This is a genomic window from Streptomyces sp. NPDC049687 (assembly GCF_044465285.1).
Classification (GTDB): domain Bacteria; phylum Actinomycetota; class Actinomycetes; order Streptomycetales; family Streptomycetaceae; genus Streptomyces.
The window spans coordinates 74117-97838 of sequence record NZ_JBITLN010000014.1 but is presented as its reverse complement, the minus strand read 5'-3'; the positions used below and the strand labels follow the sequence as shown (position 1 = coordinate 97838).

At 73.1% G+C, this 23722-nt stretch carries 24 protein-coding genes and 1 tRNA gene; 12 read left to right on the top strand and 13 right to left on the bottom strand.

What is annotated here, in order from left to right; genetic code table 11:
* Positions 1-23 precede the first annotated feature (23 nt).
* From ACIBVL_RS34350 to ACIBVL_RS34315, 8 genes are read right to left on the bottom strand one after another with little or no spacing between them, the layout of a single operon-like run.
* Positions 24-1139, bottom strand: coding sequence for a GNAT family N-acetyltransferase (locus ACIBVL_RS34350; RefSeq protein WP_399103527.1), 1116 nt, complete (start codon positions 1137-1139; stop codon positions 24-26).
* Entirely contained in the window at positions 1136-1780 is a 645-nt protein-coding gene (locus ACIBVL_RS34345; protein WP_399103526.1) for a lipopolysaccharide biosynthesis protein, read from the bottom strand. The genes ACIBVL_RS34350 and ACIBVL_RS34345 overlap by 4 nt, the downstream gene beginning before the upstream one ends.
* Positions 1777-2949 carry a glycosyltransferase gene (locus tag ACIBVL_RS34340; protein WP_399103524.1) on the bottom strand — a complete coding sequence of 391 codons (1173 nt, stop codon included), beginning with the start codon at positions 2947-2949 and terminating at the stop codon, positions 1777-1779. The genes ACIBVL_RS34345 and ACIBVL_RS34340 overlap by 4 nt, the downstream gene beginning before the upstream one ends.
* Entirely contained in the window at positions 2946-3677 is a 732-nt protein-coding gene (locus ACIBVL_RS34335) for a polysaccharide deacetylase family protein (protein ID WP_399103522.1), read from the bottom strand. Before ACIBVL_RS34335 ends, ACIBVL_RS34340 begins: the two co-directional genes overlap by 4 nt.
* Positions 3664-5361 (bottom strand): murein biosynthesis integral membrane protein MurJ, encoded by a 1698-nt coding sequence (gene murJ, locus ACIBVL_RS34330; RefSeq protein WP_399103520.1) that lies wholly within the window; start codon positions 5359-5361, stop codon positions 3664-3666. Before murJ ends, ACIBVL_RS34335 begins: the two co-directional genes overlap by 14 nt.
* Positions 5358-6713: an O-antigen ligase family protein gene (locus ACIBVL_RS34325; RefSeq protein WP_399103518.1), complete on the bottom strand. Its 1356-nt coding sequence runs from the start codon at positions 6711-6713 to the stop codon at positions 5358-5360. Before ACIBVL_RS34325 ends, murJ begins: the two co-directional genes overlap by 4 nt.
* Before the next feature lie 9 nt (positions 6714-6722).
* On the bottom strand, positions 6723-8141 hold the full coding sequence (locus ACIBVL_RS34320; protein WP_399103516.1) for an exopolysaccharide biosynthesis polyprenyl glycosylphosphotransferase: 1419 nt from the start codon (positions 8139-8141) through the stop codon (positions 6723-6725).
* The gene (locus ACIBVL_RS34315; protein ID WP_399103514.1) at positions 8138-9313 is read right to left on the bottom strand and encodes a glycosyltransferase; all 1176 of its coding nucleotides are present in this window, start codon (positions 9311-9313) and stop codon (positions 8138-8140) included. The genes ACIBVL_RS34320 and ACIBVL_RS34315 overlap by 4 nt, the downstream gene beginning before the upstream one ends.
* Positions 9314-9706: 393 nt before the next feature.
* On the opposite strand from ACIBVL_RS34315, the gene ACIBVL_RS34310 reads away from it, so the two are divergent.
* The 8 genes from ACIBVL_RS34310 (at position 9707) to ACIBVL_RS34275 (ending at position 14663) form a co-directional block, all read left to right on the top strand.
* Positions 9707-9946: a chaplin gene (locus ACIBVL_RS34310; protein WP_399103512.1), complete on the top strand. Its 240-nt coding sequence runs from the start codon at positions 9707-9709 to the stop codon at positions 9944-9946.
* Between the two features lie 167 nt (positions 9947-10113).
* Positions 10114-10842, top strand: a complete 729-nt coding sequence (locus ACIBVL_RS34305) for a hypothetical protein (protein WP_399103510.1) — start codon at positions 10114-10116, stop codon at positions 10840-10842.
* Positions 10843-10970: 128 nt separating this feature from the next.
* Positions 10971-11261, top strand: a complete 291-nt coding sequence (locus ACIBVL_RS34300; protein ID WP_399103509.1) for a hypothetical protein — start codon at positions 10971-10973, stop codon at positions 11259-11261.
* A 208-nt stretch (positions 11262-11469) separates the two neighbouring features.
* Positions 11470-11970, top strand: coding sequence for a DUF5949 family protein (locus tag ACIBVL_RS34295; RefSeq protein ID WP_399103507.1), 501 nt, complete (start codon positions 11470-11472; stop codon positions 11968-11970).
* 5 nt (positions 11971-11975) lie between these two features.
* On the top strand, positions 11976-12584 hold the full coding sequence (locus ACIBVL_RS34290; protein ID WP_399103505.1) for a vitamin K epoxide reductase family protein: 609 nt from the start codon (positions 11976-11978) through the stop codon (positions 12582-12584).
* 117 nt (positions 12585-12701) lie between these two features.
* Positions 12702-13220 (top strand): hypothetical protein, encoded by a 519-nt coding sequence (locus ACIBVL_RS34285; RefSeq protein WP_399103503.1) that lies wholly within the window; start codon positions 12702-12704, stop codon positions 13218-13220.
* A 131-nt stretch (positions 13221-13351) separates the two neighbouring features.
* On the top strand, positions 13352-13813 hold the full coding sequence (locus tag ACIBVL_RS34280) for a tyrosinase cofactor (RefSeq protein WP_399103501.1): 462 nt from the start codon (positions 13352-13354) through the stop codon (positions 13811-13813).
* Entirely contained in the window at positions 13797-14663 is an 867-nt protein-coding gene (locus ACIBVL_RS34275; protein ID WP_399103499.1) for a tyrosinase family protein, read from the top strand. The genes ACIBVL_RS34280 and ACIBVL_RS34275 overlap by 17 nt, the downstream gene beginning before the upstream one ends.
* Positions 14664-14735: 72 nt before the next feature.
* On the opposite strand, the gene ACIBVL_RS34270 is transcribed toward ACIBVL_RS34275, so the two are convergent.
* The 4 genes from ACIBVL_RS34270 to ACIBVL_RS34255 all read right to left on the bottom strand — a co-directional run bounded on the left by ACIBVL_RS34270 (position 14736) and on the right by ACIBVL_RS34255 (position 18371).
* On the bottom strand, positions 14736-15086 hold the full coding sequence (locus ACIBVL_RS34270) for a chaplin (protein ID WP_399103497.1): 351 nt from the start codon (positions 15084-15086) through the stop codon (positions 14736-14738).
* A 140-nt stretch (positions 15087-15226) separates the two neighbouring features.
* Entirely contained in the window at positions 15227-15505 is a 279-nt protein-coding gene (locus ACIBVL_RS34265) for a phosphopantetheine-binding protein (protein ID WP_399103495.1), read from the bottom strand.
* Positions 15502-16569: an HAD-IIIC family phosphatase gene (locus ACIBVL_RS34260; RefSeq protein WP_399103494.1), complete on the bottom strand. Its 1068-nt coding sequence runs from the start codon at positions 16567-16569 to the stop codon at positions 15502-15504. Before ACIBVL_RS34260 ends, ACIBVL_RS34265 begins: the two co-directional genes overlap by 4 nt.
* The gene (locus tag ACIBVL_RS34255) at positions 16566-18371 is read right to left on the bottom strand and encodes a GNAT family N-acetyltransferase (protein ID WP_399103492.1); all 1806 of its coding nucleotides are present in this window, start codon (positions 18369-18371) and stop codon (positions 16566-16568) included. Before ACIBVL_RS34255 ends, ACIBVL_RS34260 begins: the two co-directional genes overlap by 4 nt.
* Before the next feature lie 378 nt (positions 18372-18749).
* On the opposite strand from ACIBVL_RS34255, the gene ACIBVL_RS34250 reads away from it, so the two are divergent.
* From ACIBVL_RS34250 to ACIBVL_RS34240, 3 genes are all read left to right on the top strand, one after another.
* Positions 18750-19130, top strand: a complete 381-nt coding sequence (locus ACIBVL_RS34250; RefSeq protein WP_399103490.1) for an S-adenosylmethionine decarboxylase family protein — start codon at positions 18750-18752, stop codon at positions 19128-19130.
* Between the two features lie 18 nt (positions 19131-19148).
* Entirely contained in the window at positions 19149-19892 is a 744-nt protein-coding gene (locus ACIBVL_RS34245; RefSeq protein WP_399103488.1) for a 4'-phosphopantetheinyl transferase family protein, read from the top strand.
* Positions 19893-20586: 694 nt separating this feature from the next.
* On the top strand, positions 20587-20766 hold the full coding sequence (locus ACIBVL_RS34240; RefSeq protein WP_399103486.1) for a hypothetical protein: 180 nt from the start codon (positions 20587-20589) through the stop codon (positions 20764-20766).
* 952 nt (positions 20767-21718) lie between these two features.
* On the opposite strand, the gene ACIBVL_RS34235 is transcribed toward ACIBVL_RS34240, so the two are convergent.
* Positions 21719-21791: transfer RNA gene (locus tag ACIBVL_RS34235), tRNA-Arg, on the bottom strand.
* Positions 21792-22111: 320 nt separating this feature from the next.
* Here ACIBVL_RS34235 and ACIBVL_RS34230 point away from each other — a divergent pair.
* Positions 22112-23719 (top strand): dynamin family protein, encoded by a 1608-nt coding sequence (locus ACIBVL_RS34230; protein ID WP_399103484.1) that lies wholly within the window; start codon positions 22112-22114, stop codon positions 23717-23719.
* The last annotated feature ends 3 nt before the right edge of the window (positions 23720-23722 follow it).

The window sequence follows — 23722 nt, the reverse complement described above, 5'->3', positions numbered from 1 at the left end:
GGTGCGGTGGCGGCGGGCCCGCGTCAGGTCCCGCCGCCACCGTCACGCTCCTTCCGCTGCTCCCAGCGCCGCAGCAACTCCTTGCCCCGCCGCCGCGCGGCCACGTCGTAGACGACCGCCGACAGCAGCGGGGCGGTGCGCCGCCGGGCCAGCAGCAGCCGCTGGTTGACGACCGGTTCGGGCCGCCAGTGGTGCTTGTACGGCTCGTTGCCGCGCAGCAGGCTCAGCGTGGCCCGTCCGCCGTCCCGGGTGTGCTCGGCGCACGCGTCCAGCAGCATGACCGCCACGTCCGCCTTGCGCTCCCGCAGCCGCGGATGGGCGCCGTAGAGGTAACCGCCCGCCAGCCGGCGCGACAGCAGGGTCAGGTCGACGGCCACCACGTCGTCGTCGAGCCGGAACTCGGTGACCACCGCGTCCCCGGAGCGCACCATCGGCCCCACCGAGCGCACCAGATGCTCGCAGAAGCGCGGGCGCAGGTGCTCGCCCGTCACCTTCCGCCCCTGCCACTGCAGCCGGTGCAGTTCGAGCAGCCGGTGCAGCGCCGCGTCCACCCCGTCCGGGCGTACCGCCTGCCGCTGCACGCCCAGCGCGGTCAGTTTGCGCAGCTTGGCGCGCACCCGCTGGGCCTTCGCCGACGGCAGCCGGGCGACCAGCTCGTCCATGGGGACGGCCGGCAGCTCCAGGCAGACCGAGTCACCCACCTGCCGGCGCGGTCCGCACCAGCGTTCGTAGACCTGCTCGACAGCGCCGCCCGGCCGTACCTCGCGGAAGTCGATCAGCGCGGTGCGGGCGGCCGCGGCGAGCCCCTCGGTGAGCGCGGCGACGGCCCGTTCGGTGTGCTCGTCGTCCACGAGGACATCGCCGTAGTCGGAGATCGCCCCGCCGAGCGGGACGAGCGCGGGCACCGGCCGGTGTACGGCCATCAGCGGGGCGACGGCGACGAGTTCGACCCCGTCGCGGACCACGAGCAGGCGCAGCCGGCCGCGTCTGCCGTACGACAGCCACCACGAGTGCAGCCAGGCGTGGCTCTGGAACGGGGTGGCCGTCGCGCACCGCTGGTAGAGGCGGCCCCAGGCGGGGGCGAGGCCGGCGAAGGTCTGCTCGTCGGTGACGAGTTCCGTCGTGTACGGCGGTTTCACAGCGCTCCACCGAGGTCCGCGGCGTGCGCCGGACCCGGTACGGCGACCGGGACGTCCGGCTGCTCGCGGTCCCGCCTCGGCCGCGCCAGCAGCGCCAGACCCCCGAGCAGTCCGCCCGCGCTCGCCCCCACCGGGCCGGTCAGCGCCGGGGAGGCCGAGGACGGGTCGGTGGGCCGGACCGCGCGGGCGAACTGCTGGAGCTCCACCTTGGTGGTCTTCCGGCTGCTCTCGGCGTGCGCGGTCAGCGCACGGGAGACCGCGTTGGCCATGTCGGCGGCCAGGTCGGCGCGCGGGGCGGTGGCCGTGATCGACACCATCGGGGCGTCCGGGGACGTCGCCGTCTGCACATGGCGCTGGAGCGTGCGCGCCGGCACACCCGCCGCCACCTGGGCGTCCCCGAGCACCGCGAGCTGTGTCGCGACCCGTCCGTAGGCCTGTGCGAAGCCCAGCGCGGACGCCGGGTCGGACTTCTCGGTGGGGACGGCGACGACGTAGGCGGTGGCGGTGTACACGGGCGGCTTCAGGGCACCGTACGCGCCGCCGATGAGGCCGCCCGCGACGGCCCCGGCGGCCAGCAGGGACCAGGGCGGAAGCGTCCTGGTGCGGCGGGGGGAGGCGGGAGGGCGAGGGTGCTCGGTCATCGGGAACTGACTCTCTGGGGTGTCGGACAGGCGGAGGAGGAAGCAGCGGCGGACGGCGACGGGCGCCCGGTGACGGCGGCCGCGTACACGTCCATGAGGTGGGCGGCGCTGCGGGCGATGTCGTAGTGGTGGGCCGCGTCGGGCGCGGTGCGCGGGCCGGTGGGCGTGGCGCGGGCCTCGGTGAGCGCGCGGACGAACGCCTCGGTGCCGCCGGTGACGTGACGGGCGCCGGGCGCGGGGAGATGGTCCAGCGCCGGGCAGGAGGCGTAGAGGACGGGCAGCCCGCACGCCAGCGCCTCCACCACCGCCAGGCCGAAGGTCTCCTCGGGGGAGGGGGAGGCGAGCACGTCCATCGCGCAGGCGAGGGAGGGCAGGTCGGGGCCGGGGGTGCCGTCGGGGACGCAGGGGCGTTCGCCGGTGAACAGGACACGGTCCGCGACCCCCGCCTCGTGCGCGGTGCGCCGCAGCACGTCCTCCTCCGGGCCCGAGCCGACCAGCAACAGGCGGCAGCCGGAGGGGAGTTCGGCGAGGGCGCGGATGACGACGTCGAAGCGTTTGCCGGGGGTGAGGCGGCCGATACCGCCGACGACGTACGCGTCCTGGGGCAGACCGAGGTGTTCCCGGGTGCGGTGGCGGGCGGCCGGGTCGAAGCGGAAGCGGGCCAGGTCGACGCCGTTGGGGACGACCGCGATACGGGACCCCGGGACGCCCCAGGCCCGCAGTCGGCCGGCGACCGCGGGGGAGACGGCGACCGTGGCCCGGCCCAGCCGCTCACTGGCGAGGTAGAGCGCGCGGACCCCGGCGGAGAGCCTGCGGCCTTCCAACTGGGATTCGCCGAGGGAGTGTTCGGTCGCGACGATCGCCCGCACCCCCGCGAGACGCGCCGCGGGGCGGCCGTAGACACAGGCGCGGTAGAGGTGGGTGTGGACGAGGTCGTAACCGCCGGAGCGGATGAGCCGGACCAGACGGGGGAGCGCGGCCAGATCACGGTTGCCGCTCATGCCGAGGTCGGTGACCCGGACCCCGTCGGCCCTGAGGCCGTCCGCCACCGAGCCCGGGTTCGTCAGCGTCACCACCTCGCACTCGATCGGCAGGTGCCGCAGCAACAGCCGCAGTTGCTGCTCGGCGCCGCCCACCCCGAGCCCGGTGATGATGTGCAGGACCTTCACCGCATCCCCTCGACGGGACGGCGGCGCAGCGAGTGCAGCCGGTACTTGAGGAAGAGGCGCGCGGAGGTGTCGTTCTGGCCGATGTGGACGCGCGGGAAGGCGTGCGGGCCGGTGAGCGGGCCCGGGTCGATCGCGCAGGCGTAGGTGTATCCGGCGTCCCGTACGGCGTCCACGGCCCGCCGGTCGATCGTCCCGTAGGGGTAGCAGAAGCCGGCGGGGGCGGTGCCCAGCAGCTCGGCGAGGGCGGTGCGGCTGTCGACGGTCTCCGCCTTCAGGGTGAGGTCGTCGGCGCGGGTGAGGTCGACGTGGGTGAGGCCGTGCGAGCCGATCTCGACCCCCTCGGCGGCGGCCTGCCGCAGGCCGTCGGCGGTGAGCAGCGGTTTGCGCGGGCCGAGCGGGTCCCAGGAGTTGTCGCCGCCGAGCCGGCCGGGCAGCACGAACAGGGTGGCCGTGCAGCCGTGGCGGCGCAGCACGGGCAGCGCGCCGGTGAGGAAGTCGGCGTACCCGTCGTCGAAGGTGAGGCCGACGAGGCCCCCACGGGTGGGGGCGGCGAGCAGTTCGGCCATGGAGACGCCCCTGAGACCCCTGCGGGTCAGCCAGGTCAGCTGCCGGTCCAGCCGCTCCGGCGTGACCGTGACGCGGTACGGGTCGTCGGTGCAGTCGGCCACGGAGTGGTACATCGCCACCCAGGGGACGGTGCTGCGTCTGTTGGTGTCAGGTTCGGCCATGGGAGAGCCTTCGGGTCGCGGAACGTACGGAACGGAGTGCGCGGGCGATGCCCTGGACGCCCAGGGCCCGGCCGAGCAGGACGAAGACGACGGTCACGGTGAGCCCCCCGGCGACGAGTCCGGAGAGGGTGCCGGCGAACCGGCCGGCGACGAGGATCCCGGCCGGGGTCGCCACCAGGGCCGCCAGCACCGGCCGGCTCAGCTCGGCCAGCACACGCCGGGTACGGATCGGGACGCTGCGCGGGCCCGTCCCGGCCAGCAGGGTCAGCGCGGTGACGGTGATACCGGCCGCGTTGGCGGCGGCGATCCCGTACACACCCCAGGAGCCCACCGCCGGCGCGCCGGCGCAGGCGGTCACGACGATGCCGGTGGCCATCGCGCCCACGGGGTACCAGCGGCCGCGGCCCCCCGAGAAGTAGGAGCGGACGAGAACGCCGGTCAGGGTCTGGCCGAGCAGCCCGAGCGCGTACACCCGCATCACCCCGGCCGTCGCCGCCGTGTCCCGCGCGGTGAACGCCCCCCGCTGGAAGAGGACTTCGATGATCTGCGGTGCGCAGGCCACCACGGCGGCGGTGCCGAGCAGCACGATGCACGCGGCCAGCGACAGGTCCCGCTCCACCCGGGTCCTGGCCCGTTCGGTGTCCCCCTCGGCCAGCGCCCGTGCGACCACCGGGAAGGTGACCGTGCACACCATCACCGACAGGATCATCGGCATCTGCGCGACCTTCTGCGCGTAGTTGAGGTGCGAGATCGCCCCGGAGGGCAGGTTCGAGGCCAGGAACCGCTCGATGAGGACCTGGGACTGGCGGCAGAGGGCGAAGAGGAGCACGGTCACCAACAGCGCGGTGTCGAGCGGACGCGGCTCTTCCCCCGCCGCCTCGTCCTCCGCTGTCTCCCCGGCAGCGCGCTTCTTCAACTGCCGTAACAGGGACGGGAGTTGTACGACGACCATCAGGCACCCGCCGACCGCCACCCCGGCCGCCGCCGAGCGCACCCCCCACTGCCCGCCGAGCGCGAACATCCCGGTGATGATGCCGACGTTGTACGCCACGTAGATCGACGCGGGCGCCACGAACCGCCGGTGCGCGCGCAGGGCGGCACTGCAGTAGCCGGCGAGTCCGAAGCTCACCGCACAGGTGGCGGTCAGCCGGGTGCAGCCGACGGCGAGCGCCGGGTCGGGCAGACCGGGAGCGAGGGCCCCGACCAGCTGGGGGGCGATGGCGACGAGCAGGGCGCCGACCGCGGCGAACGCCAGCGACAGGCGCGGGAGCGTCCCGGCGACCAGGGCGCGTACGGGGTCGCCGGGGGCGCCCTGGGAGCGGCGGGCCAGCGCCATGCTGAACGCCGGGATCAGCGCGAACGCCAGACCGTCCTCGATGAGCAGGGTGGCCGCGAACTCCGGCACGGTCCACGCGACGAGGAAGGCGTCCGTGTCGCTGCCCGCCCCGAACAGCCGGGCCAGCGCCTGGTCGCGGACCAGCCCGAGGAGGGACCCCGCGACGGAGAGCACGGCGGTGACGAGAGCGGCCTTGGCGAGGAATCCCCCCGAGGCCGGGGGGAGTTCGGCGGGTTCGCCTTCGCCGGAGCCCTCCCCGGGCGGCGCGGCGGGCCGCGCCGACGGCACGGCCGCGCCGCCGTCGGCCCGGGGTGGGCGTCGAGGCGTCCGGGAAGGCGTCCCCCTCATCGGGTCCGTGCCTCCCCGGTCCCACGGGTGTGCCGGGCGACCTCAGCCGCCTCGGCCGTCCCGGACTCGCCGCCGACCAGCGCCCACCAGGCCACCACCCCGAGGACGACGGCGGTCAGCACGGTCGAGGGGCCGCCGATGTCGGCGTACATGAAGTCGGTGAGCTGCCAGACCAGCAGTCCGCAGGCGACGAGGGCGCAGTCGAGGCCCGGAGCCTTCGAGGAGCGCACCCGGAACAGGCTCCGCAGCCCGCACACCAGCAGCGCCAGCCAGCTCCCCGCGAGGGCGAGCAGCCCGATCAGGCCCTGCTCGCTCAGGACCAGCAGGTACATGTTGTGCGGGGACAGCAACGGCTGCCTGACGAAACCGGAGCCCGCGCCGTCGGTGTCACTGCCGGAGGACAGGGCGAGGGAGGCGTGCGCGTCCCGGTGTTCGGGGAAACCCTTCAGCCCGACGCCGGTCAGCGGCTGTTCCCGCCACATGCCGACCGCGGCCGCCCACATCGTGTACCGGTCGGTGACCGACTGGTCGGGGGCGGCCGTGACCTGCGTGATGCTGCTGATGCGCTCCTGGAGCATCGCCGAGCCGACGCCGAAGCCGCCGACCAGGACCACACCGGCGGCGGCCACCACCGCGCCCACCCTCAGCGCCCGCCGCAGCCCGGCCAGGACGAGCTGGACCGAGCAGGTCACGGCGGTCGCGATCCAGGCGCCCCGGCTGAAGGACAGGGCGAGGGGGACGAGCAGGGCGAGCGCCGAGACCGCGGCGACCACCCGTCGCCGTACCGAGGTCCGGCCCAGGGCCAGCCCCACCGCGCAGACCAGGCCGAACGACACGACCGTCGCCATGCCCATCACGTCCTGCGGCCCGAAGGTGCCGACCGCGCGGATCGTCTCGCCCTGGTAGGAGGCGCCGGTCCCGGTGACGTACTGGTGCACGCCGACCGCGCCCTGCCAGCCCGCGAGCCCGACGAACGACCAGGCCAGCACCCGCAGGTCGGACCGGTCCCGGACCAGCAGCAGCACGGCGGCCGGGACCAGCACGAAGACCTGGAGATAGCGGCCCAGGCCGGTCAGTCCCTCCCCGGCGGAGGCCGCGCCCGTCGCGGCCAGCGCCAGCCCGGCGACCGGCAGGCCCAGGACCACGGCCGCCGTACGGGACAGGGGGCGCCGCCGCTGCCGTAGCAGCCGCACCGCGCAGAACAGGACGACGAGCGCGGACAGCGCGTCGGCCGGTCCCGCGCCGCCCTCGCCGCCGGGGGAGACGGGCAGGGCGAGCAGGGCGACCACGGCGACGACCGGCAGTACCGGCGACAGGGTCCGGGCGCGGGGCGGCGCCAGAGCGAGAGTCATCGGTCGGTTTCAGCTCCCGGTCGGTCGCACGAGGGCGGCCGCGGTGCGCAGCAGGATGCACACGTCCTGCCACAGCGACCAGTTGTCGATGTACGCGTTGTCGAAGCGGGCCCGGTCCTCGATCGAGGTGTCGCCGCGCAGCCCGTGCACCTGGGCGAGCCCGGTGATGCCGGTGCGCATCCGGTGGCGGGCCGCGTAGCCGGGGTAGGTCTGGCTGAACTGGCCCACGAAGAAGGGGCGTTCGGGGCGCGGGCCGACCAGGCTCATGTCGCCCCTGAGGACGTTCCACAGCTGCAGCAGCTCGTCCAGGGAGCTCTTGCGCAGGAAGCGGCAGAAGGGGTTCATCCGCGCCTCACCGGCCACGCTCCAGCGGGTCGCCGACTCGTGCGCGTCGACCGGGCGGTGGGTGCGGAACTTCAGCAGGGTGAAGGGACGCCCGTCCTTGCCGATGCGCTCCTGCTGGAAGACGACCCCCGGCCCGTCGGTCACCCGCAATACCACCGCGCACACCAGCAGCAGCGGGCTGACCAGCAGCAGAAGTGCTCCGGAGACGGTGACGTCGAGGAGCCGCTTGGCGAGGCTTTCCCGGTGCCCGAGCCCCGCATCCAGGCGTCGGCAGGCGAACCCGGCGAGCTGCTCACGGCTCGCGTACGCCGGCGAGTCGGCGTCCACCTCCCACACCGCGCAGCCCCAGGCGGCCAGCGCCCGCAGCAGGGGGCCCTGCTTGGCGCGGACGGCGGGGTGGACGCACAGGATGTCCCGGACGCCGTTCTGGATGAGGGCGCGCTGCACCTCCTGGCCGGTGGTGAGCACGGGCAGCCCGTCGGTGCCGTCCGGCAGTTCCGTGACCACGCCCACCGGTGCCACCCCGCAGCGCGGGTGGCGCAGGACGGCGGCGGCCACCCGCTGGGCGGTCGCGGCGGGGCCGATGACGAGCGCGGCGCGGGGGTGGCGTCTCAGGGCCCGGCGGCGGCGCAGATGGACGAGCGCGCGCCCGGCACAGGCGGCCAGCGTCTGCGCGGCGAAGCCCGTCAGGAGGGTGCGCGCGGAGAGCGCGTGCGAGGGGTGCCAGGCCGAGGCGAGTGCGCCGAGCGCCAGCCAGGCCACCGCGATCCGGCCGCATACGGTGGGAAGTTCGTCCAGGAGGGCCGTCACCGCCCGATGCCACCGGGCGCGTACCGCCATGGTCACCGTCGCCAGCAGGCCCGCCAGCACCGGGTGGTGTCCCCCCGTGAGCAGGACCGCCGCGCCCGCGAGCGCGGCGAGGCCGTCGGCGAGCAGCAGCAGCGGCAGCGGCGAGGCGGGCCGGGCCGGGGGGCGCCGGAGGCCCGCGCCGCCCTCCCCGAGGGGGATCACCGACAGGCGCGGGTACCCGGGCTGCGCGCCGGGGGAGGTGACGGTGCTTTGCGCACTGCTTTCCGCGGTCACGGGTGGATGGACTCCCTGGACTCGGGGGGCACGACCCTCGGCGCGGGCACCTGGCCGAGCAGCTCGCGGTACACGTCCGCGACCGCCGCGGCCGTACGCCGCACGTCGTGCGTGGACAGGACGTAACGGCGCCCCTGCTCGCCGAGCGAGGTCCGCAGCGGAGCGTCGGGCAGCAGGCCGGTGACGGCCCGGGCGAGCGTCGCCGGGTCGTCGGCGGGCACCAGACAGGGGGCCGCGAGCGCGGCGGGCAGGCTCTCCCGGGCGCCGTCCACCTCGGTCACCACCACGGGCCGCCCGCAGGCCAGCGCCTCCAGCGGGGCGAGCGCCATGCCCTCCCAGCGCGAGGGCAGCACCACCAGGTCGGCGGCCCGGTACCAGGGGACGGTGTCGTCTACGGCCCCCGCGAACAGCACCGACTCCGGCGCCCCGGCCCGCAGTCGCTCCCCCTCCGGCCCGTCCCCGACGAGGACCAGCCGGGCGTCCGGTACGTCCCGCAGGACGTCCGCCCATGCCTCGAGCAGCACGTCCTGTCCCTTCTGCCGGCACAGTCGGCCCACGCACACCACCAGCGGGGCGGCCGGGTCGACATCGGGGAGGACAGCGGCCCGCGCGGTGTCCGCGGGAGCCGGTCGAAAGCGCTCGGTGTCGATGCCGTTGGGGATGACGCTCCACCGGCCGGAGATCCCGGCGCGCAGCCCGGTCGCGCGCTCCGCCTCGCTCACGCACACCAGCCGTGCGGCCCAACGCGCCCCGAACCGCTCCCACCCGAGGGCGAGCGCGGCGGTGGCCCCGCCGACCGCCTCGAAGGACCAGGCGTGCGGCTGGAACACGGTCGGGATCCGCCCCCGCACCGCCAGCCGCCCGGCCAGCCCGGCCTTGGCGCTGTGGGCGTGCACCAGTGCGGGGCGTACCTCGTCGAGCACGCGTGCGAGCCGACGGACCTCACCCGGGAGTGACCGTCCGGGGGACCGGGACGCCTCCCACCGCCGCACCTGTGCGCCCAGGGAGCGCAGTTCGCCGGCGAGGGCGCTGTCGGGACAGGCCACGGTGACGTGCAGCCCGGCCGCGAGCTGGGCCCGCGCCAGGTCGGTGACGACCCGGGCGACCCCGCCGTCCACGGGTTGGGTGAGATGCAGGACCCGGGTTCCGACGTCGGGGTCTGGCTGGTGCATCGCGCGGTTTCCTCGCTCACGGTGGCGCTCGGGGCGGGCGGGAACGCGCCCCGGTGGCAAAACGAGCCGGAAGGCCCGCTGGTCACCGCGCTTCCACAAATCCCGCACGGATCGAACACCTCGGCGTCGGCTCCGAGGGCGTCGCTGTGCGCCGGGACGCGCGCTGCCCGAGCCGCCCCGGCGCGCTGATCACGGAGTTCAACACATCGTCGGATGGGCAGACCGGTTCGTGGGCGGGGTGGCGGGCGGGAGGTGACCCGGGGGCGGATCGAGAGTGTGAGCGAATCGGTTCACTCCATTGGCGGCACAACCCCCGGCGGAGCCACGCGTTGACACAGCGCCGGGCATCCCCGCCCGGGTGTTTGTGTCAAAACCCCCAAGGAGCACCTCTCCATGTCGCGTATCGCGAAGGGCCTGGCCCTGACCTCCGTTGCCGCCGCGGCCGTCGCCGGCGCTTCCGGCATCGCCACCGCCGACAGCGGCGCGAGCGGTATTGCCGAGCACTCCCCGGGCGTGCTGTCGGGCAACGTCGTTCAGGTTCCCATTCACGTGCCGGTCAACGTCTGCGGCAACACCGTCAACTTCGGCGGTCTGCTCAACCCGGCGTTCGGCAACACCTGCGTCAACGACTGACGTCACGCACGCCCTCGCCGAACGGCCGCCCTCCGCCAGGAGTGCGGCCGTTCGGCTCTGTGGGGGGCCACGTCGAATGGCTTACGGAAAGTGACCACCTGTTGCGGAGTGTGACCACTCCTTTCACGGTGGGTCACAGGACCCGACGCACATCGAAAGGAACCCTCATGCGTGGCCTGCCTGTACGGCGTATCGCTTCCACCGCTCTCTGCGCCACCCTCGGCCTGGGCATCGCCGCTCCCGCCGCCGTCGCGGCCGACGCGGCCCGTGACCGCGGAGCCGCGGCGTCCCGTGTGACCGTCCCCGGCGCGGACGCGCTGCTCACACAGACCAAGAGCCTGGGTGAGCTGGGAACCGCGCTCATCCCCGTCACCGATCTCCTCGACACCGTCCTCAAGGCCGACAAGGGCCGGCTCACCCCCGACCAGGCGACGAAGCTCGGCGACGCCGCCAAGGACGCCATCGCCAAGATCGACGCGGCCGCCTCGGTGACGGCCGCGTCGCCGGCCGCCGACGCGGCGAGCCACGACGGCAAGGAGAAACGGACGGCCGCCGACCCGGTGGCCGACGCGGCCGCCGCCCTGCAGGCCGCGGTGGCCAACCTGATCGCGGCCGCCACCTCCGCCGGCGTCACCAACGTCGTCCCAGCGGCCACGGGTGTGGTGACCAGCGTGGTCGACCTGGTCCTCGCCACGCTGAGCGCCGCGGACCTGCCGCTGCCGAGCCTGCCCGGCCTGCAGGTGTCGACCACCGACCTGCCGGCCTCGTCGCCGTCGCTGCCCATGGCCTCGCCGTCGCTGCCCGTCGCCTCTTCCTCGGTGCCCGTCTCCACGCCGTCGCTCCCGGCCGCGTCGCCGGCCGCCGTGCCGAGCGCCGACCTGCTGCCGGCTTCCTGACCGTCTCTCCGTTCGCTTCCGCACCCCGGGGCATCGGCCCCGGGGTGCGGAAACTTTCCGCGCACGGGTTTCCGCAGGCGAAGGGGATCGTTGTACACGGCGCCAGAACCCCTCCCGAAAGGAACCCGATGAAGTCCCTGAAGGCCGCCGCCGTCCTCGCCGGGTCCATGGTCCTCGCCGGAGCCGCCGCGCCCGCGTTCGCCCAGACCACCGCGGACCTCACACCCACCAGCCTCAACGGCGCCGTGGACACGCTCACCAAAGGGGGCCTCACCGTGCAGGACGTGATGCCGCTGCAGCAGCAGTCGAACGCGCTCGACACCGAGAACAAGGACTCGGTGCTCCACACGGTCAACGGCGCGGCCGGCGCGCTCAACCAGCACGCACAGCTCCTCGGCGGACTGCCCCTGAAGGGCTGAGGCGCCTCTTGCCGATGGGCGCTTCTCGCAGCTGGCGCCTCTTGCCGATGCGCGCCTCTTCCGGAGGGCCGGTTCCCTGCCGACGGGACCGGCCCTCGGCGCGCCGCGAGGGCGGGGGTCCCTCGTTCGTGTGGAGCGCCCGTCCGGCGTCCCCCGGTCGGGTGAGAACACGCCCGGCCGCCCGCCGGGGCGCCGATAGGGTCGCGCGGTGACCTCAACCCCAAGCACCACCCGCCCCTTCAGCGTGGCCGACCTGGGCACCCTCGTCGTGATGCCGTGGAGCGGCGAGGCCCCCGACGGCAGCGACATGCCCTACCTGCTCGCCTACTCCCTCGGCGACGCGGACGGCGGCGCCGAGACGACCGCCGCCGCCGTGGAGCGGCTCCTCACCGACAACGGCCTGCCCGTCGGCGGTGACCTGGTCGACGGCACCCAACGGCCCAGCCTGCCGGTCACCCTGCTCGTCGAGTCCGGCGCGGCCGTCCTGAACATGCCGAGCCTCAACGCCCAGTGCGTGCCCCCGCCCGAGTGGCTCGCGGCCGTCGCGAAGCGCGGCTACGCCTACCTCGTCTTCACCACCCGCCCGTGGCCCGAGGCCGTCCCCGGCAAGCCCGTGGAGCCCGAGACGCTGGCCGCGTTCGCGGGCGCCGAGGAGACCCTCGACGCGGCGGCCCATGTCGTCCTGCCCGCCCGCAGCCTGCGCACCTGACACCCGTGCCGAGGGCGGCGGATCCGAGGCCCCGGCGGGCGGCGGGCGGCAGCCGCGCCCACGCCCTGCTGCTCGTCCTCACCGGCGCGGCCGGGCTGCTGGCCTCCTGGGTCATCACCCTCGACAAGTTCGCCCTGCTGGAGGACCCCGGCTTCACCCCGGGCTGCAGTCTGAACCCGGTGGTGTCCTGCGGCAGCGTCATGAAGAGCGACCAGGCTTCGGCGTTCGGCTTCCCCAACCCGATGCTGGGCCTGGTGGCCTACGGCATCGTCGTCTGCGTCGGCATGAGCCTGCTGGCCGGTGCCGCCTTCCCCCGCTGGTACTGGCTCACCTTCACCGCCGGCTGCCTCTTCGGCGTCGGGTTCGTCTCCTGGCTCCAGTTCGAGTCCCTGTACCGGATCAACGCGCTGTGTCTGTGGTGCTGCCTGGCCTGGATCGCCACGATCGTGCTGTTCTGGTACGTCCTCTCCTGCGACGTGCGGCAGGGATTCCTCCCCGCGCCGGCCCCGCTTCGGACGTTCCTCGCGGAATTCACCTGGGTGCCGCCGCTGCTGCACCTCGGCGCGGTGGGAATGCTGATCCTGACCCGCTGGTGGGATTTCTGGACGAGCTGACCATGCGACCTCAGCACTACTACGGCAGCCGGGGGAATGGTGAACTGATGCCGTTTTCCGGCTCGTTACCGGTACGGACGCGCACCCCGAACTCTTCCGAAAGGGCCCGTACCCGAGATGAAGCCGACCACCCGAGGAACCCTCGCCGCAGTGCTGACGTGTGTGGCCGCGGCGGCCGGAGCCGCCGCCGCGACCCCCGCGGCGGCGATCGGCACGGTCCCCGTCCCCGTCCCGCTGAACGGTGTCGAGAAGTCCCTCAACGTGGAACTGCCCGAGATCGGCGGCGAGATCCCCCTGCCGACGCCCGGCGCGCCCGAGGGCCCGCGCCATGTCGAGGGCCGACTGATCCCCGAGCACGTCGTTCCGCGGCTCCCCGTCGACGGCGGACTGCCCGGCGCCGGCCTGCGGGCCCCCCTGCCGGAGATCCTCGGCGACGGCTCCAACCACGTCGGCCTCGACGCCCCCGCCTCCGACCTGCGCACCCTCGGTCCCGGTGTGGCCCTGGACGCCCCGCTCACCCCGCCCAACCCCGGCAACTTCGGCGTGCCGGAGCCGAAGCTGCCCCAGGCGGGCGTCGCCACGCCGGTGCTGCAGGCCGTGCCGGGTGCGAACCTCGGGCTGGAACAGGGCCTCTGACCGTCGAGCGGACCAGAGGAACCACGGGCCCGGACGTCCAGTCCGGGTCCGTACGTGTGCTTCGCGGTGACCGGACGGGCCGCCGGGCGGTTACCGCTACGGACACACCGCACCCGGACCAGGAGCACACCATGGTGGTCAACGCCGACGGAGTACCCGTACCCGCGAGCCAGACGGGACCCGCGAGAGCCAGTAGTCGACGGGACACGCTGCGCGGACTGCTCGGCGCCGCCGCAGGCCTCGTGCTCGTCCCGGTCGTCGCCGCCGCCTGGCCCCCGGACCCGCAGGACGACTCGACGGACGGCGGCTTCGACGAGATGTACCGCGGCCGGCGCATCCAGGGCGTCCCCGCCCCGGCCGGCCGCTCGGCCGCGGACGGCGCCCAGTGGGAGGTCACCGTCGACGGCCGCCCGCTGCACCTGATGCGCCGCGCCGACGGCACCTGGCTGAGCATGGTCGACCACTACCGCTCCTACGCCACCCCGCTGGAGGCCGCCCGCGCCGCCGTGGACGAGCTGGGCCCGGGGGAGGAACTGCGCGAGGCCGGCCAGGACCACGGGCACATGGGGGGACAGCATGGTCTATACGCGTAAGGACGTCAGCACGCTGACCGCGGGCGAACGCAAGCGGTTCGTGAAGGCGCTGCTGGAGATCAAACGGCGGGGCGAGTACGACGAATTCGTACGGACGCACATCGACTTCTACGTCTCCGACGGCGAGGGCGGCCTGCGTACGGCCCACATGGCGCCCTCCTTCCTGGCCTGGCACCGCCGGTTCCTGCTGGAGCTGGAGAAGGCGCTGCGCCGGGTCGACTCCTCGGTGACGGTGCCGTACTGGGACTGGACGCGCGACCGCAGCGCGACCTCGGTGCCCTGGACCAAGGACCTCCTCGGCGGCAACGGACGGCCCTCCGACCGCCAGGTGACGACCGGGCCGTTCGCCTACGCGACCGGCAACTGGACCCTCAAGGAGAACGTCACCGACGGCGAGTTCCTCACCCGGGACCTCGGCCGCGCCGCCAACCCCATCGAGCTGCCCACCCGGAGTGAGCTGGAGTGGGCCCTGCAGGACCCGGTCTACGACACCGAGCCCTGGGACTCGACGGTCACCGAGGGCTTCCGCAACAAGCTGGAGGGCTGGGGGACCGGCCGGGGCAGCGTCGCCTGGCGCAACCACAACCGGGTGCACCGGTGGGTCGGCGGGGAGATGCTGGGCGGCGCCTCCGTCAACGACCCCGTGTTCTGGCTGCACCACGCCTTCATCGACCTGGTGTGGACCCGCTGGCAGGCCCGCCACCGCACCCACCGCTACCTGCCCGCGGAGCCCCCCGGGCGGGGCAGCCGGCAGTACCGGCGGGTCGTCGCCCGACACGAGAAGCTGCCCCCGTGGGACGTGACCCCGGACCAGCTGGAGGACGCGTCCCGCATCTACCGGTACGCCTGACGGCGGCGCGGACACGGGAGAGCCCCGGCGCTCGAGGTGCCGGGGCTCTCCGCTGGTGCGTACGGACGCGGGTCAGCCGCCGTAGCCGGCGGGGCCGCTGTGCTGGCCGTGGCCGGCGCCGTGCCGGTCGTAGCCGTAGTCGCCGTGCTTGTCGCCGTGCTTGTCGTCATCCTTGTCGTGCTTGCTGACGTTGGCGCAGGTGTTGCCGAAGGCCGGGTTCAGCGCGCCGGGCATGTTGACGGTGTTGCCGCAGAGGTTGATCGGGATGTGGATCGGAGCCTGGAGGACGTTGCCCGACAGGAAGCCCGGCGAGCCCACGGCCGCGGCCTGCGCACCCGCGTCCGCCATGGCCAGGCCGGCCCCGCTGACCACCACGGCGCCGGTGCCGAGAGCAACGGCGGCTGCCTTCGCGATGCGAGACATCACATTCTCCTTAAGTGATTCGGTTCGGCGACGGCAGGACGCGTCGTCGCACTCCCCGTTCAACGCGGCCACCCTGGGCGGGTCACGGCAGACGCGTACGGATCACCCTTTTTGAACCGGAGCGGCGTACAGACGGGTGGCTACGGGGCCCGGAGGTGTGTCGTGACGAACTCGGTGAGGGTGGCGATGGACTGCAGGCTGTCCAGGCTCAGGTCCAGCGCGGCGACGTCCACGCCGAACCGGGCGTCGACCGCGCCGAGCAGGGTCACGCCGGCCAGCGAGGTGAGGGCGATCTCCGGGCCGAACAGCTCGGTGTCGGCGGGGAGTTTCGCCACCACGTCCGGGTCCAGACGGGCGGCCTCGGCGATCATCGAACGGAGCTCCCGCGCCACGTCGGCCGGATCTTCGGTGTTCTTCACGCCTGGACGTCCTCTCGGTCGGACACGTGCAGATAGGGGGGCGGCTCGGGGAGGTCGCCGTGGAGGGAGCGGCCGAGGACCGCCGGGTCGGCGGTCGTCCCGGTGTCGTCCGTACGGCGCAGACCCGCCTGGCGCAACAGGATCCGCATCTCGAGGTTGGCGTCCGTCGGGCGCAGGGTCACCCGGAACTCCTCGGCACCGGCCCGCCGGGCCCGTCCCATCAGCCAGAACAGGAAGGCCGCCGCCGCGCCCCGGCCGGCCACCCGGCAGGAGAGGGCGAGCAGCGGGACGGACCAGGTGCCGGGGGCGGTGCGGTCCACGAGGGCGGCGCCGATGATGCCGTAGGAGCCGAAACGGTCGGTCATCCGCGCGGTGTACAGCTCGTACCCGTCCGAGGCGGCCAGCTCGCGCAGCCGGTCGGGGGTGAGGCCGGAGGAGTTCAGGCGGTGGGTACGGGCGGCGAGTTCCAGGGCGCGGGGGGTCTCGTCGGGAGTGGCCGAGCCGACCGTGAGCCGCATGGCGCACCAGCGCAGGAACTCCTCCCGGGTGCCCTGGAAGCGCTCGCTCTCGGCCCGGCGGTTCTCCTCGGTGCGGTAGCGGTGGACACGCTCACGGGACTCGGGGGTGACCTCCCGGCCCTCGAACGCGGCCAGCAGCGCGGGCACGTCCTCGGGGGCGAGGGTGCGGACGCCGGGCAGCAGGGCCTCGACCTCGGCGCGCTCGTAGGGCGAGTCGTCGACCAGGAGCAGGGCGTCCACGGCGATCCCGAGGTCCTTGGCGATCCGGCGCAGCGACTCGCTCTTGTCCTGCCAGGACACCTGCGGGGCCAGGAAACGCTCGCGCACCTCCGGCCGGCCGGCGAGCCGGTCGAGCACGGCGGGCGCGCTGCGGCTGGCGATGCTGCTGAGCACGCCACGGGCCGTCAGCGCGTCGATCGCGGCCAGCATCTCGGGGCGGGGCGTGGGCAGTTCGTCGGTGGGGGACTCGACGGCGATGTCGTCCCAGAGGGTGCCGTCGAGGTCCCATACGACGCACTTGACACGGTCGGGGTCGAAGGCCGTCATCGCTCCCCCCGGGGCAGGAACAGCCTCATCGCCAGGCTGGTGGGGTCGAAGCCGAACTTGCGGTAGACCGTGCGCATCGGGACATTGCCGACGTGGACCCGGCCGACGACCTCGGTGATGCCGTTGGCCAGGCAGAACTCCAGGCCGGCGGTGAGGAGGAGTTCGGCGACGTCGCTGCGGTTGTCCACCGGGGAGACCGCGAGGGAGCGGAAGTTGGCGTAGCGGTCGCCTGTCATCGCGTTCTGGTTGATGCTCACCCAGCACCAGCCGACGGGGTCCTCGCCCGGACGGTGGGCGACGATCATGCCCTCCTTCGACTTCTCCATGGCCCGGCCCAGCCGGGTGGCCCAGCGGGCGGGGTCGTCGATGGCGTCCTCGCCGAAGGAGACCCGGGCGATCTCGGCCTCGAACGCGCCGATGGCCGGGAGATCGCGCTCGTCGGCCTGCCGCGTGACATAGGGGTGCGCGCGCTTTTCGAGGGCGGCGCGCTCTTCGGGGGTCGGGGGGTGCCAGCCGACGGTCCGGCCGGTGGGGGCCGGGCCGGAGGCGGGTGAGGGTGAGGGGGCGGGCGTGGAAACCGTGGCAGGCGACTGCTCGGCCGGTGCCGGAGCCTCCTCCGCCGGGACCAGGCGGCCCGGTCGGAAGGGGCCCTTTCCGCAGTTCGGGCAGCCGTCGGCGCGCAGGGCGGCGACCGAGGTCCAGCGGGCGCCGGGCCCCACCCGGACCTGGGCGCCGCACGCCACGCACTCGTACTCGCGCTGCCGGGTCCGCTTGTCGCCGGTGTAGAGGGGACCGCCGTAGTCGCCCTGCCGGGAGGCGGTCGAGGTGGTGGTGAGGAGGTGCTGGAAGAAGCCGACCCCGCCGAGGATGCCGCTTCCCTCGTACTCGTTGAAGTTGCGGATGTAGCCGTTGGTGACCAGGCCCAGGGCCATGATCTCCCGCTGGACCTCCAGCATCTCGTCAGGGCTCTTGCCTCCGAACGAGAAGAAGACGCTGTGCGCGGGGCCGGGCCGCAGACCCTCCACCGCGCGGGAGAGGAAGAGCCGGGCGCCTTCGGGGGTGTACGGCGGGTCGGTCATGGCGACGTCGTGCTGCCCGTGCAGCCGGGCGGGCAGCGGTCGGCGCAGATCGTGCCGGACGGTCTCGACGGGGGTGCCCAGTCCGGCCGACACCTTCTGGATGTAGTCGAGGATCTCGGCGGAGATGTCGACGACGGTCACCCGCTCGACGATCGGCCCGCCGAGCACGTCACCCACGACGGCCACGGCCAGCGACACGAGGTCGTCGTCGCCGACCAGCAGCAGGGAGCCGCCCGGCAGCGCACCGGCCGTCAGCAGTGCGAGCACCCGCCGCACCTTGGTCTCGGCCGTGCAGTGCGACTGGTCGATGGCCATGTCGGCGGCGGGACCCGACTCCATCAGCGCCCGCAGCCGTCGTACGGCCTCGTCGAGCACCTCGGGAATCACCAGCTCACGGCCGTCGCAGGTGCGGCAGGTGGCGTCGAGGGTGAGGTCCATGCCGAGCTGGGCGACGAGGTCCCGGCCGGCCTCCGTCAACCGGGACGGGCGCTCCTTGGTGACCAGACCCCGGCGGCGCAGTTCGTTGCCGAGGGCGGCCACGATCGGGACCGGCAGGCCGGTGGCGCGGCTGAGGTCCTTCGTGGAGGCGGGGGCCAGACGGCGCAGCGCACGCAGCACGGACCGTACTCCGGGCGGGCCCTCCTGGAGCCGGACGGCGTCCGAGACTTCCGTGAGCAGTTGATCGGCGGTGGTGCTCCGGGGGTGCCGACGCGCGTTCGTCACAATGCTGCTCCAGGGAAGCTGATGGATTCCGGGGGTATCGAGTATACGGGCTGGTAGCCGCACCGATCGGACTCGGTGCGGCCACCGAGAATGCGAATAGGTAATGCAATTTCCGTGGCGTTCCGTGCGGGGAGATTTACGGACCTCGGTCGAGAAGGTTTTCCGGGATGTCTCTGAGGGTTTTTCGCCGGAATATGCCCCCGGCCTCTCCCTTCCCTTGACGTCACGCGCTCGCGAGCCCCTGAGCGCCCCGGATGCTAGGCTTGGCCCGACCGAGCGCCAGTCACCGGCCTCGCGACCTTCCTCTTCAGCCGCGCGGACCAGCGCAGATCTATCTGAAAGGAGACGGGGGCAGCGGTTCGTCACCCCCGGTTCCCCATGACCAACTCCGAAAGCCTCGCCACCGAGGGTATAAACGTCGACGATCTGTGCTCTTATGCCGTCGACGTATGGGTGAGCGACCACAGCATCCTGACCGACGAGGAGCGCCTCCTCCAGGTGCTGCGCACGGCCGCCGAAAAGGGAAACGCTACGGTACTCGGCGAGGCGTCGCATGTTTTCCCGAACGGTGCTGTCACCGCCATTCTCCTGCTTTCCGCCTCTCACCTCAGCATTCACACCTGGCCGGAATTCAGCCTGGCCAACGTCGACCTGCTCGCCTACGGCCGGCTGAACGGTGAGCGGATGATGCAGAGCGTGGAGCTCGGTCTTTCGCCGACGAAGATCAACGTGACGCGCATGCTGCGCGCGGTGCATTAGTCGCCGTATGCCGATCTCGTGCTGGTAGAGGTCGCGTGGGCGCGCCTGGGTGACGCCCACGACGGTCTGCTCGCCCTGCTCGACCCCGTGGAGCGCGCCCGTTACGACGCCACCGCAGGCCCCGCCGACCGGGGCCGTTTTCTCGTCGGCTGTGCCCTGAGCCGTCTGCTCCTCGGCGAGTCGCTCGGAGTGCCTCCCGCCGACGTCCCCCTGCGGCGCGTGTGCCCGCGCTGCGGCGGCCCGCACGGCAAGGTCCGGCTGGACCTGCCGGATCGCTCCTCGGTGTCTTTGGCGTACGACCTCTCCGTCACCCACAGTGGGGCGCTCGTCGGCGTGGCCGTCTGCCGGGGCGCGCGGGTGGGCCTGGACGTCGAGGAGGCCGACGCCGCCCTGGACGTCGACTCCGCCGCGCGCACCGCCCTGTCCGCCCGTGAGTCGGCCGCCCTGTACGCCCTCCCCCCTGAGGAGCGGAAACCGGCCTTCCTGCGTACGTGGACACGGAAGGAAGCCGTACTGAAGGCGCTCGGTGTGGGCCTGCACGCGCCGCTGCGCGCGCTGGAGGTGTCCCCCGCCGACGCCCCGCCGGCCGTGGTCGCCTGGCCGGATCGGCTCGGTGCGGGGCCCGCGCCGGGTATGGCGGACCTGACCGTCGACGGGGGGCATCCGGCAGCGCTGGCGGTGACGGGGTGCGGGACGGCGGGTGTGAGGGTCGTGGAACGTGCCGGTTCGGGCGCGGTGTCGGCGTACGGCCGACCGGCGTAAAAAAGCCCTCTCGGAGGGAGGGCGGAGACTTGCGCCCCGGCAGGACTCGAACCTGCGGCCAAGCGCTTGGAAGGTGCTTGGCGGGATCACCGGCGCATTTCCTCTGGACCTCGCGTTCTTCGGCTGACGACTGCGACGTGTGGCGCCTTCGGCACGCATTCGGCACAGGGGTGGGCGACGTGTCGGCTGAAGCCACACGCCCGGGGTATCCGCCTGGACGTGCTTGCTCTCATTGCCCACCGCTCGTATCACGGCGCAACGACCGTGTGGGCCTTCGTCGTTGCCATTCTCATCGTGCTGGTGGCCGGTTGGTACATCCAACGCCGACGGTAGTCGCGAGACCTGCAGACCTGTCTCCCCGGCTCCCGCAGGCCAGCCACCACGGACGGTTGATCGGGATCTCGTGGACGACCTCGCAGTGAGCGGCGGGCATGTCCGCCGTCTCCACGCCGCCACCAGCCTGAACGGCCGCACCCGGGCGCCTCTCCCCTGCGGCGTCACGTCGGTCCGGCGGGACGAGACGGCGTGACTGCGCGGCTCAGCCGCCCATGTAGCGGCTGCGCGGGTTTGTCGGGCGATCCGTCAGCCGCATCGAACCGTTCGAACGCGCGTCCCAGTCACGAAGTGCCGGCCGGTCTCGCTCTGATGCGGCCCCGGGAGGAGCATGGGAGATGACCAACCAAGGGAGGCCGCAATGAAGACCGGAGCCTCAGATTACGACCGCTGGCTGTACTCCCACACTCCCTCCCAAGCCGAGGGCGAGCGCGACGAACCAGCCGAGCGTGCGGCTGTGGAGCAGCACCCCGATGTCCCCAGGACCGAACCGTCCCAAGCGGAGGGTGAGCGGGTGGACGACATGACCGCCGATCGGTGATCACAACTCGGGTGGGGGCGCTGCCTTGGGCTGGTGTGGCTCTCACCTGCGCTGATGGTCTGCAGACGTTCGCGTGAGTCCGCCGCTGTACGTCGGCGTTGTCACGCAGTCAGACACTTGTGGCTGCTGCGCAGCTTGCTTCGCTGCCGTGTTTCGGGCATGAGCTTCGCGTTGCAGTCGGCGTTCGTAGTCCGCGATCCGGCGGGCCTCACACGGAAGTGCTCATCCGCGAAACGTCTCCGACCCGGACACACGACCGGGTCGGAGACGTTTCGCGGATGAGCACTGGTGGCCCTGTTCCCCGCGCCGGATCCTAGGCGGGTTGCGGACCGTGCGAGACCTGCATCCGTGTGGCCGCGATGCCCAGGCCGGTGCCGAGCGCGCTCACCGTCAGACCGATGACGGCGCCCTCACCTGCGGACCCCGGTGCCGATGGTACCGGGGCGGTCGGCCGTATCAGGGGCGCGGGCAAGATGGCGGCGCTCCTCGACTCGATCCGGCGCCGGCCACGCGGGGGAACGCGGCTGCAGGTCTTCTTCGCCACGCTGTACTACTGCGCGCTGCGACCGGAGGAAGCCGTAGTCATGCGAGTACAGGGTGTGACGCTTTCCCGGGCCCGACTTCCACCCGCCAGGTGGCCGAATGGGCCGGGAAACAGCGTTCCGGTGCTGCCGGCCACATACGCACGGTGTGTCGAGGGGCAGCTTCCTGACCTGAAAAGGCGGCTGAAGGCCGCGGGGGATCTTTTCCCGAGCCGCCCGACGCGGGCTGAGTCTTCCCGCCGAGAACTTCGACACGTATTCGACAGGGGGCACCCGCGAAAACCCGCTGACAGCCGGACAGCGCCGGAACCTCCCCATGATCGTCGGGGGCGCGTCAGGGGCTTCGCCGTGTCGCATGAAACATACTCTGAGCAGCAAAAATGCCCTCCCATAGGGAGGGCGGAGACTTGCGCCCCCGGCAGGACTCGAACCTGCGGCCAAGCGCTTAGAAGGCGCCTGCTCTATCCACTGAGCTACGGGGGCCGGTGTGGTGGCCTCGTACGTGCTGCCCGGGTGTGGGCTGATCCGTGACGTTGCCGGGGACAAGGATAGGGCTCCCGGTTCCTTGTCCCGGTTGCTTCCCCTCCGTGGCTCAATGTGGAGGTTCAGTGAAGCGGTCCTGATAATCGCAGGCAGGTGCGAATCGTGCATCGCTTTTGGCGTCTCGGACCCCGGGTGTTGTGCACTCGTTATGCCTGAGCTGTGCCGGTGTCCCAGTCGTCCCCTCCGCCCCTTGTGTCCTATCGGCGCGCAGACATGCCTATATGCTTCATAAATCCCCTAAAATTGGGCATTCTTCGCATGTGGTGACCTTGGACGTACGGCCTCAGCTGCTCGACGCACTCTCCGCCCTGCGCGACCGTGTCGCCGCCGCACGCTTCCCGCTGCCCCTGGCGGGGGCGCCACGCGCGCGTGCCAACCGCGACGAACTCCTCGCCCAGCTCGACGACTACTTGGTGCCCCGCCTCAGACAGCCCGAAGCACCCCTGCTGGCCGTCATCGGCGGATCCACCGGCGCCGGCAAGTCGACGCTCGTCAACTCCCTCGTGGGGCGGCGCGTCAGCGAGGCGGGCGTGCTGCGGCCGACGACGCGGACCCCGGTCCTGGTCTGCCATCCGGAGGACCATCACTGGTTCAGCGGCATGCGCGTCCTGCCCGGCCTCACGCGCGTGTGGGTGCCCCATCAGGAGTCGGCGGACGACCTGTTGCTGCCCGGCCAGGACGAGCGGCGCGTCCTGCGCATCGAGACCGCCGAGACCCTCCCGCCCGGCCTCGCGCTCCTCGACGCACCCGACGTCGACTCCCTCGTCGCCGACAACCGGGTCCTCGCCGCCGAACTGCTCTGCGCCGCCGACATCTGGGTCATGGTCACCACGGCCGCCCGCTACGCCGACGCCGTGCCCTGGCACCTGCTGCGCACCGCCAAGGAGTACGACGTCACCCTCGTCACCGTCCTGGACCGCGTGCCCCACCAGGTCGTCGCCGAGGTGTCCCGGCAGTACGGCGCCCTGCTCACCAAGGCCGGCCTCGGAGAGGTACCCCGCTTCACCGTGCCCGAACTACCCGAGTCCGCCTGGGGCGGCGGGCTGCTCCCGGCGACCGCCGTGGCCCCGCTGCGCACCTGGCTCGTCCACCACGCCCAGGACCCCGGCGCCCGCCATCACGCCCTGGCCCGCACCGCCCACGGCGTCCTCGACTCGCTCAAGTCCCGGATGCCCGAACTCGCCGGCGCCGCCGCCGCGCAGTACGCGGCCGCCCTGCGGCTCACCTCGGCCGTGGAAGGGGCGTACGACAGCGAGTACGCGCGCGTGCGCGGCCGGCTGCAGAACGGCGCCGTACTCGCCGGGGACGCGCTCAAGCGCTGGCGGGCCTTCCCGCTGGACTGCACCGCCGGTGAACTCCTGGACGCCCTCGTGGAGAGCCTGGCCGCTCTCCTGCTGTGCGCCGTCACCGCCGCCGACGAGCGCGTCGACGAGGCCTGGCGCCGGGAACCGGCCTCCGCCGCACCGGCCCTGAGGGACGCCGAGTCCTCGCCGGAGAACTCCGAACACCGCATCGGGATGGCCGTACGACGGTGGCGGCGCGAGTTGGTGGAGTACGCGGAGGACGAAGTGCGCGCCCTGGAACGCGGACCGGCGCCCGACGCCGAGACGGTCGCCGCCCTCGTCGCCACCGCCCTCCTGGGCGGCCGCCGGGCCCGCACCGCGGGCGAGGGCCTCGCCGAACGGCTCGGCGCGCACGGCGCGCTGCGGCTGCGCGACCGCGGCGGACGGCTGCTCGCCGAACACCTGGACCGCGTGCTGAACACCGAACGCGAGCGCCGCCTCGCCCCCCTCGATGGACTCGACGTCCACGCCGAACCCCAGGCCGAACTCATCGCCGCGCTGTCCGTACTGCAGAAGGAGAGGTGACCG

Bases quoted from the DNA above. Each gene is read 5' to 3' on its own strand.
- ACIBVL_RS34345 (WP_399103526.1), bottom strand. From the start codon at position 1,780: ATGACCGAGCACCCTCGCCCTCCCGCCTCCCCCCGCCGCACCAGGACG.
- ACIBVL_RS34335 (WP_399103522.1), bottom strand. From the start codon at position 3,677: ATGGCCGAACCTGACACCAACAGACGCAGCACCGTCCCCTGGGTGGCG.
- murJ (WP_399103520.1), bottom strand. From the start codon at position 5,361: ATGAGGGGGACGCCTTCCCGGACGCCTCGACGCCCACCCCGGGCCGAC.
- ACIBVL_RS34325 (WP_399103518.1), bottom strand. From the start codon at position 6,713: ATGACTCTCGCTCTGGCGCCGCCCCGCGCCCGGACCCTGTCGCCGGTA.
- ACIBVL_RS34315 (WP_399103514.1), bottom strand. From the start codon at position 9,313: ATGCACCAGCCAGACCCCGACGTCGGAACCCGGGTCCTGCATCTCACC.
- ACIBVL_RS34310 (WP_399103512.1), top strand. From the start codon at position 9,707: ATGTCGCGTATCGCGAAGGGCCTGGCCCTGACCTCCGTTGCCGCCGCG.
- ACIBVL_RS34305 (WP_399103510.1), top strand. From the start codon at position 10,114: ATGCGTGGCCTGCCTGTACGGCGTATCGCTTCCACCGCTCTCTGCGCC.
- ACIBVL_RS34300 (WP_399103509.1), top strand. From the start codon at position 10,971: ATGAAGTCCCTGAAGGCCGCCGCCGTCCTCGCCGGGTCCATGGTCCTC.
- ACIBVL_RS34285 (WP_399103503.1), top strand. From the start codon at position 12,702: ATGAAGCCGACCACCCGAGGAACCCTCGCCGCAGTGCTGACGTGTGTG.
- ACIBVL_RS34280 (WP_399103501.1), top strand. From the start codon at position 13,352: ATGGTGGTCAACGCCGACGGAGTACCCGTACCCGCGAGCCAGACGGGA.
- ACIBVL_RS34275 (WP_399103499.1), top strand. From the start codon at position 13,797: ATGGTCTATACGCGTAAGGACGTCAGCACGCTGACCGCGGGCGAACGC.
- ACIBVL_RS34270 (WP_399103497.1), bottom strand. From the start codon at position 15,086: ATGTCTCGCATCGCGAAGGCAGCCGCCGTTGCTCTCGGCACCGGCGCC.
- ACIBVL_RS34260 (WP_399103494.1), bottom strand. From the start codon at position 16,569: ATGACGGCCTTCGACCCCGACCGTGTCAAGTGCGTCGTATGGGACCTC.
- ACIBVL_RS34250 (WP_399103490.1), top strand. From the start codon at position 18,750: ATGACCAACTCCGAAAGCCTCGCCACCGAGGGTATAAACGTCGACGAT.
- ACIBVL_RS34240 (WP_399103486.1), top strand. From the start codon at position 20,587: ATGAAGACCGGAGCCTCAGATTACGACCGCTGGCTGTACTCCCACACT.